The sequence below is a fragment of the Ramlibacter sp. MMS24-I3-19 genome, assembly GCF_050320135.1.
Taxonomy (GTDB): domain Bacteria; phylum Pseudomonadota; class Gammaproteobacteria; order Burkholderiales; family Burkholderiaceae_C; genus Ramlibacter.
In genome coordinates, this window is record NZ_CP190017.1 from 4,453,198 (window position 1) to 4,469,505 (window position 16,308).

The window sequence follows — 16,308 nt, forward strand, 5'->3', positions numbered from 1 at the left end:
AATGTACCAACCCCAACGTGCCTCGCGCAGCGAGTTTGTGCCGATCCGCCGCCTGCGCTACCACGTGCGTCTCTGGGGCGACCCTGCCCCGGGCAAGGTGCCGCTGGTGCTGGTGCACGGCTGGATGGACGTCGCAGCCTCCTGGCAGTTCATGGTCGATGCCTTTTCGCGCGACCACTACGTGATCGCCCCGGACTGGCGCGGCTACGGCCTCACGGGCCTCGACGCTGCGCAGGACCCTGCGTCGGGCGGCTCGCCCTATCGCCCCGCGGCCGACAACTACTGGTTCCCGGACTACCTCGCCGATCTCGACTTCCTGCTGGACCACTACGCGGGCGACCAGCCGGTCGACCTGGTCGGCCACAGCATGGGCGGCAACATCGCCATGCTGTACACCGGCGCGCGTCCGCAGCGCATCCGCCGCCTGGTCAACCTCGAGGGCTTCGGCATGCCAGCCACGCGGCCCTCGCAAGCGCCGGGCCGTTATGCCAAGTGGATGGATGAACTCAAGGCCCTGCACCGCGGCGAGATGGCGCTGAAGTCGTACGACTCCATCGCCCTGGTCGCGGCGCGGCTCATGAAGACCAACAAGCGGCTGTCGCAGGACAAGGCCGACTGGCTGGCGCAGCACTGGTCGCGGCAGGGCGCCGACGGCCGCTGGCACATCCTCGGCGATGCGGCGCACAAGATCACCAATGCCCAGCTGTTCCGCGTCGACGAGGTGCTGGAGCTCTACCGCCGCATCACGTGCCCGACGCTGTGGGTCGAAGCTGCCGACGACAGCCTGGGCCAGTGGTGGCAGGGCAAGTTCACGCTGGCCGAGTTCCACGAACGGCTGGGCCACGTTGCCTCGCTGCGGAAGGCTGTGCTGCCTGACGCGGGCCACATGCTTCACCACGATCAGCCCGCCCTGCTCGCGGACCATCTCGAGGCGTTCATCGACGGCTGAGGCGTCCGCAGCTCAGCCGTGGGCGCGCGCGTCGCGCCGGTGAGACGCGAGCATGGGCGCCGTACGCCCTCTTGAACCGTTTCCTCGCGCGCCGCAACCCAGCGGGCGACATCCGGCAGTCCCGCCGGGCTGCCCCCCGCGAGGTCTGCCATGCGGCCAACGCCCCTGTTCGCACGTCACTGCGCTGCGCGCCTCGGCCGCCGTCCTCGCGGCGAAGCTGCTCATCGTCACACGCATGCCTCAGCCCCCGTCAAAAAGTCGCACTTTTCCGACATCCCTGTCGGACATAGCCTCGGCACTGGCGTAGGAGACCTCCTACCCCCTACAGTCGTCTCACAAGTTGAGGTGACTCGGATGAGCAGGAAAATCTGGACGCTGTTTCTTGCAGTGTTGCTCGCACCTTGCGCCGCGCTCGCCGCGGATGAGACGGAGCAAGGCCTGGCCACGGTGTGGGAAGCGCTGTGGCACCAAAGCGGCACGCCCACGCGCATCGTGCGCTGGGACGGCGAGATCCGCATGCGGATGACGGGAATCGATCTTCCCAAGCACCGCGACTACATCGTGCAGGCGCTGCGCACCGTCACGGACGAGGCGGGCGTCAAGCTGGTCGACGTGTCCGACCAGCCCAATGCCGAGCAGGTCGCGAACTTCAAGCTCGAGGTGGTGCCCGACACCGCGCTCGAGGACAACCAGCCGTGCGTGACCTACCTGGACTTCCGCACGGAGGACCGCATCGACTCGGCCACGATGCAGATGCGCACCAAGGACGTGTGGCGCTGTGCGTACCATGAGTCCATGCACCTGATGGGCGTGCGTGGCCACCCGGGCGGCAAGACCGTGCTGAGCTACTTCCCGACCAAGGTCGACGGCCTGCTGCCGCTCGACCGCGCGATGCTGCGCGCCTGGTACTCGCCGCGCATGAAGGGCGGCATGACGCCGTTCGAGGCGCTGCCCGTGCTCGCCGACGAAGTGGTGAACATGGCGCCGGACAAGGTGGCCGCCGCGCAGACGCGCGACCACTTCTTCTCGACCACGGTCGACCAGATGCAGGCGTACGCCGCCGGGCGTGGCGACATCCCCGCGATCGTCAAGCGCTCGGGCAAGTCCACCGACGAAGGCATCCGCCGCGGCCGCAGCGAGATGAGCTACTTCCTGGGCGTCGCCTACTTCGAGGGCGCGATGGTCGCGGCCGACCAGAAGCAGGCCCTGACCTGGTTCGAACGCGCCGCCAGCGCCGGCAACCGCCGCGCCCAGTCGTACCTGGCCGGCCCGCGGTAACCCGCGGCGCGCCCGGCGCGCACTCTCTCGCGGGGCCCGTCGGCGGGGCCCTGCCCTTCTGCGAAAATCCGTGGTTTTGGAAGACACAGAACCATGGACGCAGAACGCATCAACCTCATCGGATCCACCCTGACCGACCTGCAGCGCAGGACGGCGGATCTGCGGAGGTATCTTTGACTTCGATGCCAAGTCGGAGCGCCTGAGGACCGTCAACGCCGCGCTGGAGGATCCCGCGGTCTGGAACGATCCGAAGAAGGCCCAGGAGCTGGGCAAGGAAAAGAAGCAGCTCGATGGCGTGGTCCTCGTGCTGCAGGACCTGGACCGCGAGCTGAGCGACAACCTCGAGCTCTATGAAATGAGCAAGGACGAGGGCGACCAGGCGGGCCTCGCCCACATCGAGGCCGAAGCGGCCAAGCTCACGCCGGTGGTCGAGGACCTCGAGTTCCGCCGCATGTTCGACAAGCCGGCCGACCCGATGAACGCCTTCCTGGACATCCAGGCCGGTGCCGGCGGCACGGAAGCCTGCGACTGGGCCGGCATGCTGCTGCGCCAGTACCTGAAATACGCCGAGCGCAAGGGCTTCAAGGCCAACATCGAGGACGAGACCGCAGGCGACGTGGCGGGCATCAAGAGCGCCACCATCAAGGTCGAAGGCGACTACGCCTATGGCCTCCTGCGCACCGAGACCGGCGTGCACCGCCTGGTGCGCAAGTCGCCGTTCGACTCCGCCGGTGGCCGGCACACCAGCTTCGCCAGCGTGTTCGTCTATCCGGAGATCGACGACTCGGTGGAGATCAACATCAACCCGGCCGACGTGCGCGTGGACACCTTCCGCGCGTCGGGCGCCGGTGGCCAGCACATCAACAAGACCGACTCGGCGGTGCGCCTGACGCACGTGCCCACCGGCATCGTCGTGCAGTGCCAGGACAGCCGAAGCCAGCACAGCAACCGCGACGTCGCCTGGCAGCGCCTGCGTTCGCGCCTCTACGACCACGAGATGCGCAAGCGCATGGAGGAGCAGCAGAAGCTGGAGGACACCAAGACCGACGTCGGCTGGGGCCACCAGATCCGCAGCTACGTGCTGGACCAGAGCCGCATCAAGGACCTGCGCACCAGCGTCGAGATCTCCAACACGCAGAAGGTGCTGGACGGCGACCTCGACCCGTTCATCACGGCATCCCTGAAGCAGGGCGTGTGATGGCGCACCCCACCCTCGCGCTCGTGTTCGACATGGACGGCACCATGGTCGATTCCATGCCGGCGCATGCGCGCAGCTGGCAGGTGTTCACGCGCCGGCACGGCATCCACCTGCCGGTCGACGAGGTGCTGCGCCGGACCACCGGCCGCACCGGCGTCGAGTGCATCCGGGTGCTGATGGGCGAGGACATCGACGATGCGCGGGCCGCCGCGCTGATCGGGGAAAAGGAAGCGCTGTACCGCGAGTTCTTCGGCCCCGAGTTCCGCGAGGTGGCGGGCTTCCGCGACTTCGCGCATGCCGCGCAGCGGCGTGGGCTGAAGCTGGCCGTCGCGACGGCGGGCGACCGGCACAACATCGCGTTCTCGCTCGAGCGCCTGAAGCTTGCGCAGGCGCCCGACGCCATCGTCGGCGGCGACGAGGGCCTGGCGGGCAAGCCCGATCCCGCGCTGTTCCTCGAGGCGGCGCGCCGGGTGCAGGTGCCGCCTGCGCAGTGCATCGTGTTCGAGGATGCGCCGTTCGGCATCGAGGCCGCGCGCAGGGCCGGCATGCGCGCCGTGGCCGTCTGCACCACGCACAGCCAGGCCGAGCTGGCCGGCCCGCACGTGATCGCGCAGGTGCGCGACTACCGAGAACTCATTCGATCCAACTTCCTGGAGACACTCCATGCGTGAAGGACAGAACGCGGTCATCTACCGCGCCGACTACCAGGCACCCGCCTACTGGATCGACACCGTCGACCTGTGCTTCGACCTCGACCCCGCCAAGACGCGGGTGTTGAACAAGATGAAGGTGCGCCGCAACCCCGACGTCCCGGCGCAGGCGCTCAAGCTCGATGGCGACGAGCTGAACCTGGCGCGCGTGCTGGTGAACGGCCAGGGCACCTCGTTCAAGATGGAAGGCGACCGGCTGGTGCTGGAGAACCTGCCCGAGGGGCACGAGCCGTTCGACCTGGAGATCTTCACCACCTGCGCCCCGGCCCGCAACAGCAAGCTGATGGGCCTGTACGTCAGCAACGAGTCGTTCTTCACGCAGTGCGAGGCCGAGGGCTTCCGCCGCATCACCTACTTCCTGGACCGTCCCGACGTGATGGCCAGCTACACGGTCACGCTGCGCGCCGACAAGCAGAAGTACCCGGTGCTGCTGTCCAACGGCAACCTCGTGGACCAGGGCGACCTCGGTGACGGCCGCCACTTCGCCAAGTGGGTCGACCCGCACCGCAAGCCCTGCTACCTGTTCGCGCTGGTGGCGGGCCAGCTGGTGTGCCGCGAGCAGAAGATCCGCTCGCGCGGCGGCAAGGACCACCTGCTGCAGGTGTACGTGCGGCCCGGCGACCTGGACAAGACCGAGCACGCGATGAACTCGCTGATCGCCTCCGTCGCCTGGGACGAGGCCCGGTTCAAGCTGCCGCTGGACCTGGAGCGCTTCATGATCGTCGCGACCAGCGACTTCAACATGGGCGCGATGGAGAACAAGGGCCTGAACATCTTCAACACGAAGTACGTTCTTGCCAGCCAGGCCACCGCCACCGACACCGACTTCTCCAACATCGAGTCGGTGGTCGGCCACGAGTACTTCCACAACTGGAGCGGCAACCGCGTCACCTGCCGCGACTGGTTCCAGCTGTCGCTCAAGGAAGGCCTCACCGTCTTCCGCGACCAGGAGTTCAGCCAGGACCTGGCCGGCGAAGCGTCCGCCCGCGCCGTCAAGCGCATCGAGGACGTGCGCGTGCTGCGCACCGCGCAGTTCCCCGAGGACGCGGGCCCGATGGCGCACCCGGTGCGCCCCGAGCAGTACCTGGAGATCAACAACTTCTACACGGTCACCGTCTACGAGAAGGGCGCCGAGGTCGTGCGCATGATGCAGACGCTGGTGGGCCGTGAAGGCTTCGAGCGAGGCATCACGCTGTACTTCCAGCGCCACGACGGCCAGGCCGTCACCTGCGACGACTTCGCGCAGGCCATCGCCGACGCCAACCCGGGCTCGCAACTGCAGCAGTTGCTGGAGCCGTTCAGGCGCTGGTACAGCCAGGCCGGCACGCCGCGCGTCCATGCGCGCACGCAGTGGGACGCCGCCAGCGGCACCTACACCGTCGACTTCACGCAGCACTGCCCGCCGACGCCGGGCCAGGCCGAGAAGCAGCCGTCCGTGATCCCGATCGCTTGGGGCCTGCTCGACGCCAGCGGCCGCGAAGTCGGCCAGGGCATGTTCGTGCTCACCGAAGCGTCCCAGCGCCTCACGGTGCCGGGCCTGACGGCCGAGCCGGTGCCGTCGCTGCTGCGCGGCTTCAGCGCGCCGGTGATCCTGGAGTGGGATGCCAGCGACGAGCAGCTGCTCGCGCTGCTCGAACATGACACCGACCCGTTCAACCGCTGGGAAGCCGGCCAGCGCCTGGCCGTGCGCCGGGCCCTGGCCGCGATCGAAGGCAGTGGCGTCGTGGAGCTGGACACCTCGTTCATCGAGGCGATGCGCAACATCCTGCGCCACCCGAACCTGGACGCGGCCTTCAAGGAGCTGGTGCTCACGCTGCCCGCCGAGGCGTACATCGCCGAGCAGCTGGAAGTGGTCGATCCGCAGCGCGTGCATGCGGTGCGCGAATCCATGCGCGAGCAGCTGGCCACCGCACTGGTGGACGACTGGGCCTGGGCCTACGAGCAGAACCACGAGAACGGTGCCTACAGCCCCGATCCGGTGTCCTCGGGCCGCCGCGCCCTCGCCGGCCTCGCGCTCGCGCACCTGTGCATCGCCGCGCGCAAGTCGAATGACACGGTGTGGCCGGGCAAGGCCTACCAGCGCTTCAAGGATGCCTCCAACATGACCGATCGCTTCAACGCCCTGGCGGCGCTGGTGGTGAGCGGCCAGGACCTGGCACGGCCCGCGCTCGACAAGTTCCACGGCATGTTCCGCGACGAGGCGCTGGTGCTGGACAAGTGGTTCTCGCTGCAGGCCGGCGCCCCCGATCGCGGCGGCAACGTGCTGCCGATCGTGCGCCAGCTGATGCAGCACCCCGACTTCAACATCCGCAACCCGAACCGCGCGCGCAGCCTGATCTTCAGCTACTGCAGCGCGAACCCGGGCGCGTTCCACCGGCCCGACGCGGCTGGCTACGTGTTCTGGGGCGACCGCGTGATGGAGCTCGATGCCATCAACCCGCAGGTGGCCGCGCGCCTGGCGCGCGCGCTCGATCGCTGGCGCAAGCTGGCCGAGCCGATGCGCAGCGCCGCCCGCGAAGCCATCGCCCGCGTGGCCGGCAAGCCCGACCTGTCCAACGACGTGCGCGAGGTGGTCACCCGCGCACTGGCCGACTGAACCACACCATGAGCAAGATCTCCCTCACCCGCTACCTCGTCGAGCAGCAACGCGTCGACGGCCACATCCCCTCGCAGCTGCGCCTGCTGATCGAGGTCGTCGCGCGCGCCTGCAAGGGCATCAGCCACGCCGTCAACAAGGGCGCGCTCGGCGGCGTGCTGGGCACCGCCGGCAGCGAGAACGTGCAGGGCGAGGTCCAGAAGAAGCTGGACATCATCGCCAACGAGGTGCTGATCGAGGCCAACGAATGGGGCGGCCACCTCGCCGCGATGGCCAGCGAGGAGATGGACACCATTTACGTCGTGCCCAACCGGTATCCCAAGGGCGAGTACCTGCTGCTGTTCGATCCGCTCGACGGCTCGTCGAACATCGACGTCAACGTCAGCATCGGCACCATCTTCAGCGTGCTGCACATGCCCGAGGGCGACCGCGGCGTCGACGAGGGCGACTTCCTGCAGCCCGGCAGCCGGCAGGTCGCGGCGGGCTACTGCGTCTACGGACCGCAGACCACGCTGGTGCTGACGGTCGGCGACGGCGTGGCGATGTTCACGCTCGATCGCGAGCAGGGCTCGTTCGTGCTGACGCAGGAGGACGTGCGCATTCCCGAGGACACGAAGGAATTCGCGATCAACATGTCGAACATGCGCCACTGGGACGCGCCGGTGAAGCGCTACATCGACGAGTGCCTGGCCGGCAAGGAAGGCCCGCGCGGCAAGGACTTCAACATGCGCTGGGTCGCCTCGATGGTGGCCGACGTGCACCGCATCCTCACGCGCGGCGGCATCTTCATGTACCCCTGGGACAAGCGCGAGCCGGACAAGCCGGGCAAGCTGCGCCTCATGTACGAGGCCAACCCCATGAGCTGGCTGATCGAGCAGGCCGGCGGCGCCGCCACCAACGGCCGCGAGCGCATCCTCGACATCAAGCCGAAGAAGCTGCACGAGCGCGTGAGCGTGGTGCTGGGGTCGAAGAACGAGGTGGACCGCGTGACGCGCTACCACCTCGAGGCGAAGAAGTAGGACCTGCGCCGGCGCTGGCCTGGCGCAAGGCAGGCGCCTCACTTGCGCACGTAGCGCACCACCATCTCCACGACGTGATCGCGCCGCTGCCGCAGGGCGGCGGCCGACTCCATGTCGCACTTGAAGATCATGGAGAAGGTGTAGCGGTTCGACACGTTGAAGAAGCACAGCGCCGAAATGGACATGTGCACGTCCACCGGATCGAGCCCGCGGCGGAACACACCCTTGTCGACGCCGCGCTCGTAGATCGCACGCAGGCTTTCGATGGCCGGCACGTTCAGTCCCTGGATCGCGCTGCTGCGCGCCAGGTACTGGCCGCGATGGATGTTCTCGCTGACCACCAGGCGCACGAACGGCTCGTTGTCGTGCTGGTAGTCGAAGGTGAATGCCACCAGCTTGCGCAACGCGTCCTCGGGTTCGAGGTCCTGCAGGTGCAGGTCGCGTTCGAGCTCGCGGATCTTCCGGTACGCCTCTTCGAGGACGGCGATGTACAGCGCCTCCTTGCTCTCGAAGTGGTAGTAGATCATCCGCTTGCTGGTGCGGGTGAGCGCGGCGATCTCGTCGATGCGCGCGCCGGCCAGGCCCTTGTTGGCGAACTCGGCGGTGGCCACTTCCAGGATGTCGGCCAGGGAGCGTGCCGAGTCGTAGGTGCGCGTGCGACTGCGCTCTTCGGGCGCCGCTTGCGCGTCGGAATGAACGAACTGTTCCATTTTTTCGAGGGTACACCTTGCCCGGCCCGCTCGGGACGCTAGCCCATCACGGGTTTACCCCGGACCCGAGAAAGCGAACCAGTTCGTACATTCTGGGCTCCGACCCCGGATCGGGGCGAAGGAGACACCCATGACCCACCCCCAGGACACCGGGGCCCCCACGCTCCACGCGCCGCGCAAGGCGGCGCTCGCCAGCTGGATCGGCAGCGCACTGGAGTACTACGACTTCTTCATCTACGGCACCGCGGCCGCGCTGGTGTTCGGGAAGATCTTCTTCCCCAACGTCGATCCCAAGCTGGCCACCATCGCGGCATTCGCCACGTTCGGCGTGGGCTACGTGACGCGGCCGATCGGCGCCTTCTTCATGGGCCATGTGGGCGACAAGTTCGGCCGCAAGAAGATCCTGACCTTCACGCTGCTGCTGATGGGCCTGTCGACGTTCCTGATCGGCGTGCTTCCCACCTACGGCCAGGTCGGCATCGCCGCCCCGGTGCTGCTGGTGGTGCTGCGGCTGCTGCAGGGGCTGTCCGCCTCGGGCGAGCAGGCCGGCGCGAACTCGATGACGCTGGAGCACGCACCCGCGTCGCGGCGCGCGTTCTTCACGAGCTTCACGCTCGGCGGCACGCAGATGGGATTCATCCTGGCCACCATCGTGTTCCTGCCGATCTCCACGCTGCCCGAGGACCAGCTGCTCTCGTGGGGCTGGCGCGTTCCGTTCCTGCTCAGCGCCGTGGTCGTCGCCATCGGCTTCTGGATCCGGCGCACGCTGCCGGAGACGCCGGTGTTCGAAGCGGAGGCGAAGTCGAAGGCGACGCCGCGCGTGCCGGTGGCCGATCTCTTTCGCGAGCACACGCCGGACGTGCTGCGCGTGATCTTCGCGGCCCTGGTCTCCGTGGTCAGCACGATCTTCGGCATCTTCGTGCTCTCGTACGGCGTGAACACGGTCCACATGGACAAGTCCAGCATGCTGCTGGTCCTGGTGAGCGCGAACATCGTCGCGCTGGCCGCGATCCCCCTCTGGGCGATGCTGTCCGACCGCATCGGCCGCCGGCCGGTGTTCATCTTCGGCGCGCTCGCGTGCGCCGTCATGATCTGGCCGACGCTGTGGGCCATCTCGCGCGCCGACGTCCCGCTGGTGTTCCTGTTCGGCGTGCTCCTGTCCGGCGTGGTCTACAGCGCCGCCAACGGCACCTGGCCGTCGCTGTACGGCGAGATGTTCGACACCCGGGTGCGCCTGTCGGGCATGGCCATCGGCACCCAGATCGGATTCGCGCTCGGCGGCTTCGCGCCCACCATCAGCGCGGCGATCCAGAAGCCCGGACCGGACGGTTGGATCCCGGTCGCGGTGCTCGTGACCGTGTCCTGCGTCATTGCCGCCCTGTCGGTGCTGACCGCGCGCGAAACCTACAACCTGCCGATGGAGCAGCTGGGCCGCCGGCGCGCGCAGCGCGCGGGGCACGGCGGCACGCGGCTCGCCGCCTGAGGACGTCCGACGGGTCCCGAATCGATGCTCACCGGCAAGACGACGCTCATCGCCCACCTGGGCTTCCCGACCGAAGCCTTCAAGGCACCGATGATCTACAACCCTTGGTTCGAGCGCCAGGGCATCGATGCGCTGGTGGTGCCGATGGGCATCCGCGCGCAGGACTATCCGCAGGCGCTGGACACGCTGTCGCGCATGACCAACCTGCGTGGCGCACTGGTCACCATGCCGCACAAGGTGACCACTCTCGGCCTGGTGCGGGAGGCCTCGACGGCCGCGCGCATCGCCGGTGCGAGCAACGCGCTGCTCAGGCGCGGTGACGGCAGCTGGTACGCGGAGCAGTTCGACGGCATCGGCTTCACGCGCGGCTTGCGTCGCAAGGGCAGGACCGTGCAGGACCAGAGCGTGCTGGTCGTCGGCTGCGGCGGCGTGGGCAGTGCGATCGCCGCGGCCATCGCTGCCGAGGCGCCGGCACGCCTGGACCTGTTCGACAGCAGCGGCGCCGCAGCCGACGCCCTTCGCCAGCGCCTGCTGCAGTTCTACCCGCAGCTCGACGTGCGTTGCGGCTCCAACGATCCCGCGGGGCACGGCATCGTGGTCAACGCCACGCCGCTGGGCATGAAGGAAGACGACCCGCTGCCGTTCGACGTGCAGCGCATCGCGCCCGGTGCCTTCATCGGCGAAGTCGTGATGAAGAACGAATACACGCCGCTGCTGCGCGCCGCGCGCGGGCGCGGCTGCGACGTGCAGCTGGGCGTGGACATGCTGTTCGAGATGATCCCGGCGTACCTGGAGTTCTTCGGCTTCGGGACCGCCTCGCCCGACGATCTTCGCGCCGTGGCGCGCATCCAGTACTGAAGGAGCACGACGATGAGCGCGCAACTCGTGGAACCGGAGGCCGCCCGCGAACCGCTGCAGCCGGCGTGGTCGGAGGCGGCCAATCCGCTCGGCCTGGACGGCATCGAGTTCATCGAATACGCGACCGGCCGGCCGCAGGCGCTGGGCCATGTGCTCGAGATGATGGGATTCCAGCCCGTCGCGCGGCACCGTTCGCGCGAGGTGCTGCTGTACCGCCAGGGCGGCCTCAACATCGTGATCAACGCGCAGCCGCCCGACGAGGAAGCGGCGGACGCACTGCCCGCCACGCCGGTGATCGCCGCGCTGGCCCTGCGCGTGCACGACGCGCGCGCGGCGTATCGCCGCGTCCTCGACCGCGGCGCGTGGGAGGTGCCCACGCATCCCGAAGTGATGGAGCTGAACATCCCCGCGATCCACGGCGTCGGCGGCAGCCGCATCTACTTCGTCGATCGCTACCGCGAGTTCTCGATCTACGACGTCGACTTCGTGCCGATCCCGTCGGTGCCGCGCGATCCGCCCGCCATCGCGGGCATCCACTTCTTCGGCGTGGTGCAGTACATCGGCTTCGGCCGGACCGAGGACTGGGTCGCGTTCTACGGCGAGCTGCTCGGCGCCCAGGCGATCCCGCCCGAGGAACGGTTCGGCATCATGCCGGCCGGCACCCTCATGCGGGTGCCAGCGCGCACTCCCGGGAACGGCTTCATGCTGCAGCTGATCGAGCCGAAGCCCGACTTCATCGGCGACGAGGAACGACTGCAGCGCATCGGCCTGGGCGCGCCCGACGTGCTCGCGGCCGTCGACGCGCTGCGCAAGCGCGGCATCGAGTTCGTCGAATCGACGGTGGCGCACACGCAGGAGCGCGGCGCGATCACCAAGAGCTACCTGGGCAGCGCCGTGTTCGAACTCGTGCAGAGCCAGCTATGAAGGAGCGACACCTGCAGTCCATGCAGTCCTTCGGCATGGACACGATCACCCTCGCGGGTCCGCTGGAGGCCAAGCTCGAGGCCATGGCACAGGCGGGCTTCGGCCAGGTGATGCTCAAGGCCAACGACCTGGTCGGTCATCCCCAGGGCTGGAAGGCGGCGGTGCGGGCCGTGCATGCCAGCGGCCTGCGGGGCACCGGCTTCCAGGTGCTGCGCGACTTCGAGGGCCTGTCGGGACACCTGCACCGCTACAAGGTCGACATCGCCAAGGCCATGCTGGAGATGTGCGCCGCGCTCGAATGCAAGGTGCTGCTGGCCTGCTCGTCCACCTCGACGCACGCCAGCCAGGACCTGGACCGCATCGCGGCCGACCTGCGCAAGCTGGCAATGCTGGCCATCCCGTTCGGCATCCGCATCGCGTACGAGGCGCTGTCGTGGGGGCGCACGGTGAACGAATACACCACGGCCTGGGACCTGGTCGATCGCGCGGACTGCCCCAACCTCGGCCTGGCCATCGACTCCTTCCACATCCTGGCCGCGCGCACGCCGCTGGACGAGATCGAGGAACTCGACGCGGGGCGCATCTTCCTCGTCCAGCTGTCGGACTTCATGTGGCAGGAGACGCGCACCTTCGAGGAGCGGATGGCGACCGCGCGCACCTTCCGCGTCTTTCCCGGCGAAGGCGTGCACACGCCGGCGATCGTGAGGCTGGTGCAGAAGCTGGACTCGCTGGGCTACGCGGGCGACTACAGCTTCGAGGTGTTCAACGACGACTACGTGCAGATGCCGCTGCCGTTCGTGGCCGAGCGCGCGCGGCGATCGGCGCTGTGGCTCGCGGAGGAAGTGCTCCATCGCGGCATGCCGCCCTCGGCGCAGCTGAAACTCCGCACCCACTGAGCTGGAGATGGCGTGCGGCCCCGCACGCCCGGTTCCCCGCTCAGTTCTCCACCAGCAGCGGCCCCAGGACCGCCATCCCGGCTTCCCAGTCCGACGCCATGCCCTGCAGCAGCTCGTCGGCGTTGAGCGCACGTCCGGCGTTGACGGCCCGTGCGCCCTTGAGGATCAGCGTCTTGTTCGCCTGGCCGATCGCCTCGAAGCGCTCGGCGGCCTCGCCCAGTTCCGGGTAGCCCTGCGTCGCCATCCAGCGCAGGTTGGCGCCCAGCAGTTCGAAGGCGATCCCCGCCTGTCGCACCGACGCGAACGCCCACTGGTGGTAGTGCGCCAGCCCCTTCTCATGCATCGCCGGCAGGTCCTGCGCGATGCGCGCCGCGAAGCGCGAGAACGGGTTGGTGCGGGGCCGCCAGGGGTAGTGCCGGCGCAGCAGTTCGAACGACAGGTCGGACAGGTCGGACGCGTTGCGCCGCACGATGCGGTCGATGCGCACCACCTCGGCGAAGAACGGCATGAATGCCGGATCGGCGGGCGCGTCCAGGCGGAACAGCTGCCGGAAGTCCTCGCCCGAGAGCTCGAAGTAGCCGGCATTGTGGAAGTAGCCCAGCCGCTCGCGGTCGACGTCGAGATGCGCCATCAGGATCGTGGTCTTGGTGTGGCTGCGGCGGTAGTCGGTGCCCGCGGTGTCGGGCAGCCAGAAGGCATCCGACTCGGTGCTGATCAACTTGCCGGCGGCCAGGTGCTCCTGCGCATGCTCGAGCAGCGGGCGCCACACGGTGAGCTCCTGCACGTCGACGCCGTACAGCGAGCGCAGCTCCTCCAGCGGCGGCTTGAAGAAGGTCCACTGGTCGCCCTCGAAGTCGACGGCCACCGTGAACGGCAGCAGGGCCAGCGGCTCCAGCCCCAGCGTGTGCAGGAACGCGATCCACAGGTCGGCGTAGCAGTTCTTCTCGGGCCACGCGGCGCCGTCGCCGTGCAGCGGATGCCGGCGATAGCTTTCAGGGGCCAGGCCCGGCAGGACAGCGAGCGTTCTCATGCGAGTCACCTCCGCGGCCGCGTCCTCAGGGCCACAGCTGCGCGCGCACCTTGTCGGGCCAGTCGGCCACGTCGTACCCGTGCGCCCGGATCAGGGCCAGGGTCACGCGCTCGAGACCGAAGCCCAGGCACGCCGTGTGCGCCACGCTGCTGTCGGCATTGCGGATGCCGAACTTGGAACTGAAATGGTCCTGGTGCCAGTTGAACGAGCAGATGGCCGTGGGCTTCTCGCGCGAGATCACCGGGCAGAGGATCTCGAACTTCAGGCGCTGGTCGACCTGGTTGGCGGCCATCATCTTGCCGGCGCGGCCGAAGAACGGGTCCGAGGCCACGTCGCTCTGCACCGGCAGGCCCAGGCCCTCCAGTAGCTCGAGGCCGCGCTGGAGCCACGCATCGCGCCAGGCCACGACGTCCTCGGGCTTGCCGACGCGGATGTGCTCGCGCATGCGGAAGTGCTGCAGGCGCGTGGGCTCGTCGGACGGCTCGTGCCGGAACACCCAGTTCATCACCGTGACCAGTTTTCCGCCGCTGGGCAGCAGGCCGCTGAACGTCGGATAGACGGGATAGCAGGCGGCCGGCGTGAGCATCACGTCCGTGGGCGACAGCATGTCTTCCCAGCGCTCGCCGGCATGCACCTTGGCGGACAGCTCGCGGGCCTGCTTGTCGGTGCCCATGAAGCTGTGCACCGAGCCGGCCAGCTGCGGGAAGTTGTCCATGTAGCCGACCTTCTCGATCATGGCGCGGGCCAGGATCGGCGGGAACATCAGTTCCTGCGCGTTGTCGGGCGCGGCGATGCGCTGGATCAGCGCATCGAACTGCCGCAGGATGTCCTCGAACACGGGACCACGGCCATAAGCGCCCTTGATGCCGGTGGGCACGATCAGGCCATGTTCGACCAGGCCTTCGGCGAAGCCTTCGATGTCGTAGGTGCGGGTATCCATCACGCAGCGTCCTTGTAGACCAGCAGCATCGAGGCGTTCTTGGCCGCGATGCGTTCATTCGAAATCATGAGCGAGCCCGAGAGGGCATCGCGGTAGTGGCGCCCGAGGCTGAACGGGCTGTCGTTCTTGTAGCCGAGGATGCCGACGATCTGCAGCGCGCGGTGCACGATCTGCGGCGTGGCCTCGGAGCTGGCGATCTTCAGGTTGTTCAGGCGCAGCGCCCAGCCCATCCCCATCAGCTCGTCGCGGTCGTCGCCCAGCGCATCGAAGTCGCGCGCGGCGGACAGCCAGTTCTGCTTCAGCGTCTGCAGCTGCACCTGCAGCTCGGCCAGTCGTTGCGCCGTCGGCGGCACGGTGCCGGGGTTCTGCCGGGCCTGGCCGCGCACGAACTGCGCCGCCTTGCCCACCGCACCCGCGGCGATGCCCCACCACAGCGAGGACCACAGGATGTGCGAGTACGGCACCATCGTCTGCGCCGAGCTGTCCGCGAAGGCGCCGGGCAGGATCTGCGCCTCGTCGCCGCTGGACACCAGCTTGAAGCCGGGGCTGCACGTGCCGCGCATGCCGAGCGTGTCCCAGCTCGTGGTCTGCGTGATCGTGCAGTCCTCGCGGCGCACCAGCACCAGAACCTGGTCGCTCTTGGCCGCCTGCTCGTCCTTGCGGCAGGTGACCAGGATGGCGTCCGCGTGCGCGCAGTACGAGCCGGTGGTGGCGTCCTTGTCCAGCAGGAAGCGGCCGTTCGAACGCCGCACCGCGCAGATGCTGGAGCGCGTGTCGCCGAAGGTGCCGTTCTCGGAGGTCATCGAGGCCAGCAGGTGCTGGCGGCGCACGATGTCGCGCAGGTAGTCGCGGAAGAACTCGCTCTCCATCCCATGGCGCGCGATGCACGCGAGCTGGATGTAGTGCATGGCCAGCACCATCGCGCTGGACGCGCACGATTGCGCGAGGGTCGAGCACAGCTGCGACAGCTGCTCCATCGTGCAACCCGGGCCGCCGAGCTCGCGCGGGACCGCGGCCGACAGCACGCGGTCCTCACGGAGGGCCGCCAGGGTTTCGATCGGAAAGCGCGCCTTGGCGTCGACATCCGGGGCTTGTGCCGCCGCGATACCGGAGGCGACCTTGCGCACCGCTTCGAGAAGCTGCGGGAAGCTGGTGGCGGAGGGGGAATCCATACGTCGTTGTTCTCCCATGCATGAGACTGGTGCGATGACAATAGCACCGCACCCTCACGCCGTGGTGCGCTCGAAAGGGCCAAAGTGCACAGCCAGAACCTCATCCAATCGCTGTCGAGCCAGTGGCCTGCAACGCTGCCGGGTGTTGTCCGACTCGGCATCGATCTCGTGCACGTGCCGCGCATCGCGGAGTCGCTGCGCGACTTCGGCGATCGCTTCGCGCAGCGCCTGTTCACCGACGCCGAGATCGCGTATGCGCGAAGCTCCGGATCCGAGCAGGCTGCGCGCTTCGCCGCGCGCTTCGCCGCCAAGGAGGCGACCATCAAGACACTGTCCCTGAGCGATGCCGGCGTGAACTGGCGCGACATGGAAGTGCAGCGCGCCGCCGATGGCGCGTGCTCGCTGGTGCTGCGTGGCGAGGCGCTTGCCGCGGCACGCTCGATGGGTGTCGGCCGCCTCCTAGTCTCTTTGAGCCATGACGGCGACTACGCTGCCGCGGTTGTCGCGGCACTGTCCGACACGGACGAGCCACACCGCTGACCAGA

Annotated in this window: 15 protein-coding genes; 11 read left to right on the forward strand and 4 right to left on the reverse strand. The window is 68.4% G+C overall.

What is annotated here, in order from left to right; all coding sequences use genetic code 11:
- The first annotated feature begins 1 nt into the window (after window position 1).
- The 6 genes from ACPWT1_RS22065 to ACPWT1_RS22090 all read left to right on the forward strand — a co-directional run bounded on the left by ACPWT1_RS22065 (window position 2) and on the right by ACPWT1_RS22090 (window position 7,750).
- Window positions 2–949 (forward strand): alpha/beta fold hydrolase, encoded by a 948-nt coding sequence (locus ACPWT1_RS22065; RefSeq protein ID WP_427913269.1) that lies wholly within the window; start codon window positions 2–4, stop codon window positions 947–949.
- Between the two features lie 354 nt (window positions 950–1,303).
- Complete coding sequence (locus tag ACPWT1_RS22070; RefSeq protein WP_427913270.1) at window positions 1,304–2,227, forward strand: hypothetical protein; 924 nt, start codon at window positions 1,304–1,306, stop codon at window positions 2,225–2,227.
- A gap of 93 nt (window positions 2,228–2,320) precedes the next feature.
- Window positions 2,321–3,425 (forward strand): peptide chain release factor 2 gene (gene prfB / locus ACPWT1_RS22075; RefSeq protein WP_427913271.1). Its coding sequence is split into 2 segments (ribosomal slippage): window positions 2,321–2,401 and window positions 2,403–3,425, totalling 1,104 coding nucleotides; the frame shifts between segments, so codons are not numbered across the junction.
- Window positions 3,425–4,096: an HAD family hydrolase gene (locus tag ACPWT1_RS22080; protein ID WP_427913272.1), complete on the forward strand. Its 672-nt coding sequence runs from the start codon at window positions 3,425–3,427 to the stop codon at window positions 4,094–4,096. Before prfB ends, ACPWT1_RS22080 begins: the two co-directional genes overlap by 1 nt.
- The gene (gene pepN, locus ACPWT1_RS22085; protein ID WP_427913273.1) at window positions 4,089–6,731 is read left to right on the forward strand and encodes an aminopeptidase N; all 2,643 of its coding nucleotides are present in this window, start codon (window positions 4,089–4,091) and stop codon (window positions 6,729–6,731) included. The genes ACPWT1_RS22080 and pepN overlap by 8 nt, the downstream gene beginning before the upstream one ends.
- Window positions 6,732–6,739: 8 nt before the next feature.
- Complete coding sequence (locus tag ACPWT1_RS22090; RefSeq protein ID WP_427913274.1) at window positions 6,740–7,750, forward strand: class 1 fructose-bisphosphatase; 1,011 nt, start codon at window positions 6,740–6,742, stop codon at window positions 7,748–7,750.
- A gap of 38 nt (window positions 7,751–7,788) precedes the next feature.
- On the opposite strand, the gene ACPWT1_RS22095 is transcribed toward ACPWT1_RS22090, so the two are convergent.
- Window positions 7,789–8,460 (reverse strand): TetR/AcrR family transcriptional regulator, encoded by a 672-nt coding sequence (locus ACPWT1_RS22095; RefSeq protein WP_427913275.1) that lies wholly within the window; start codon window positions 8,458–8,460, stop codon window positions 7,789–7,791.
- Between the two features lie 130 nt (window positions 8,461–8,590).
- Between ACPWT1_RS22095 and ACPWT1_RS22100 the strand changes: the two genes are divergently transcribed.
- From ACPWT1_RS22100 to ACPWT1_RS22115, 4 genes are read left to right on the forward strand one after another with little or no spacing between them, the layout of a single operon-like run.
- Window positions 8,591–9,943, forward strand: a complete 1,353-nt coding sequence (locus ACPWT1_RS22100; protein ID WP_427913276.1) for an MFS transporter — start codon at window positions 8,591–8,593, stop codon at window positions 9,941–9,943.
- Between the two features lie 24 nt (window positions 9,944–9,967).
- The gene (locus ACPWT1_RS22105; RefSeq protein ID WP_427913277.1) at window positions 9,968–10,801 is read left to right on the forward strand and encodes a shikimate dehydrogenase family protein; all 834 of its coding nucleotides are present in this window, start codon (window positions 9,968–9,970) and stop codon (window positions 10,799–10,801) included.
- Window positions 10,802–10,813: 12 nt separating this feature from the next.
- Window positions 10,814–11,725, forward strand: coding sequence for a 4-hydroxyphenylpyruvate dioxygenase (locus ACPWT1_RS22110; protein ID WP_427913278.1), 912 nt, complete (start codon window positions 10,814–10,816; stop codon window positions 11,723–11,725).
- Window positions 11,726–11,760: 35 nt separating this feature from the next.
- Window positions 11,761–12,621, forward strand: coding sequence for a sugar phosphate isomerase/epimerase family protein (locus tag ACPWT1_RS22115; protein WP_427913279.1), 861 nt, complete (start codon window positions 11,761–11,763; stop codon window positions 12,619–12,621).
- Window positions 12,622–12,661: 40 nt separating this feature from the next.
- On the opposite strand, the gene ACPWT1_RS22120 is transcribed toward ACPWT1_RS22115, so the two are convergent.
- Genes ACPWT1_RS22120 through ACPWT1_RS22130 form a run of 3 tightly spaced genes read right to left on the reverse strand, consistent with a single transcriptional unit; the run spans window position 12,662 to window position 15,763 of the window.
- Complete coding sequence (locus tag ACPWT1_RS22120; protein ID WP_427913280.1) at window positions 12,662–13,651, reverse strand: DUF1839 family protein; 990 nt, start codon at window positions 13,649–13,651, stop codon at window positions 12,662–12,664.
- 25 nt (window positions 13,652–13,676) lie between these two features.
- Complete coding sequence (locus ACPWT1_RS22125; RefSeq protein WP_427913281.1) at window positions 13,677–14,591, reverse strand: amino acid--[acyl-carrier-protein] ligase; 915 nt, start codon at window positions 14,589–14,591, stop codon at window positions 13,677–13,679.
- Window positions 14,591–15,763, reverse strand: coding sequence for an acyl-CoA dehydrogenase family protein (locus ACPWT1_RS22130; RefSeq protein WP_427913282.1), 1,173 nt, complete (start codon window positions 15,761–15,763; stop codon window positions 14,591–14,593). The genes ACPWT1_RS22125 and ACPWT1_RS22130 overlap by 1 nt, the downstream gene beginning before the upstream one ends.
- An 84-nt stretch (window positions 15,764–15,847) precedes the next feature.
- Here ACPWT1_RS22130 and acpS point away from each other — a divergent pair, with 84 nt between their 5' ends.
- Entirely contained in the window at window positions 15,848–16,303 is a 456-nt protein-coding gene (gene acpS / locus ACPWT1_RS22135) for a holo-ACP synthase (protein WP_427913283.1), read from the forward strand.
- Window positions 16,304–16,308: the final 5 nt, after the last annotated feature.

What these genes read in the sequence shown, in the direction of transcription:
- ACPWT1_RS22100 (WP_427913276.1), top strand. Translation starts at nt 8,591, where the DNA reads ATGACCCACCCCCAGGACACCGGGGCCCCCACGCTCCACGCGCCGCGC.
- ACPWT1_RS22080 (WP_427913272.1), top strand. Translation starts at nt 3,425, where the DNA reads ATGGCGCACCCCACCCTCGCGCTCGTGTTCGACATGGACGGCACCATG.
- ACPWT1_RS22105 (WP_427913277.1), top strand. Translation starts at nt 9,968, where the DNA reads ATGCTCACCGGCAAGACGACGCTCATCGCCCACCTGGGCTTCCCGACC.
- ACPWT1_RS22095 (WP_427913275.1), bottom strand. Translation starts at nt 8,460, where the DNA reads ATGGAACAGTTCGTTCATTCCGACGCGCAAGCGGCGCCCGAAGAGCGC.
- ACPWT1_RS22125 (WP_427913281.1), bottom strand. Translation starts at nt 14,591, where the DNA reads ATGGATACCCGCACCTACGACATCGAAGGCTTCGCCGAAGGCCTGGTC.
- pepN (WP_427913273.1), top strand. Translation starts at nt 4,089, where the DNA reads ATGCGTGAAGGACAGAACGCGGTCATCTACCGCGCCGACTACCAGGCA.
- ACPWT1_RS22070 (WP_427913270.1), top strand. Translation starts at nt 1,304, where the DNA reads ATGAGCAGGAAAATCTGGACGCTGTTTCTTGCAGTGTTGCTCGCACCT.
- ACPWT1_RS22065 (WP_427913269.1), top strand. Translation starts at nt 2, where the DNA reads ATGTACCAACCCCAACGTGCCTCGCGCAGCGAGTTTGTGCCGATCCGC.
- ACPWT1_RS22130 (WP_427913282.1), bottom strand. Translation starts at nt 15,763, where the DNA reads ATGGATTCCCCCTCCGCCACCAGCTTCCCGCAGCTTCTCGAAGCGGTG.
- ACPWT1_RS22110 (WP_427913278.1), top strand. Translation starts at nt 10,814, where the DNA reads ATGAGCGCGCAACTCGTGGAACCGGAGGCCGCCCGCGAACCGCTGCAG.
- ACPWT1_RS22120 (WP_427913280.1), bottom strand. Translation starts at nt 13,651, where the DNA reads ATGAGAACGCTCGCTGTCCTGCCGGGCCTGGCCCCTGAAAGCTATCGC.
- ACPWT1_RS22115 (WP_427913279.1), top strand. Translation starts at nt 11,761, where the DNA reads ATGGACACGATCACCCTCGCGGGTCCGCTGGAGGCCAAGCTCGAGGCC.
- ACPWT1_RS22090 (WP_427913274.1), top strand. Translation starts at nt 6,740, where the DNA reads ATGAGCAAGATCTCCCTCACCCGCTACCTCGTCGAGCAGCAACGCGTC.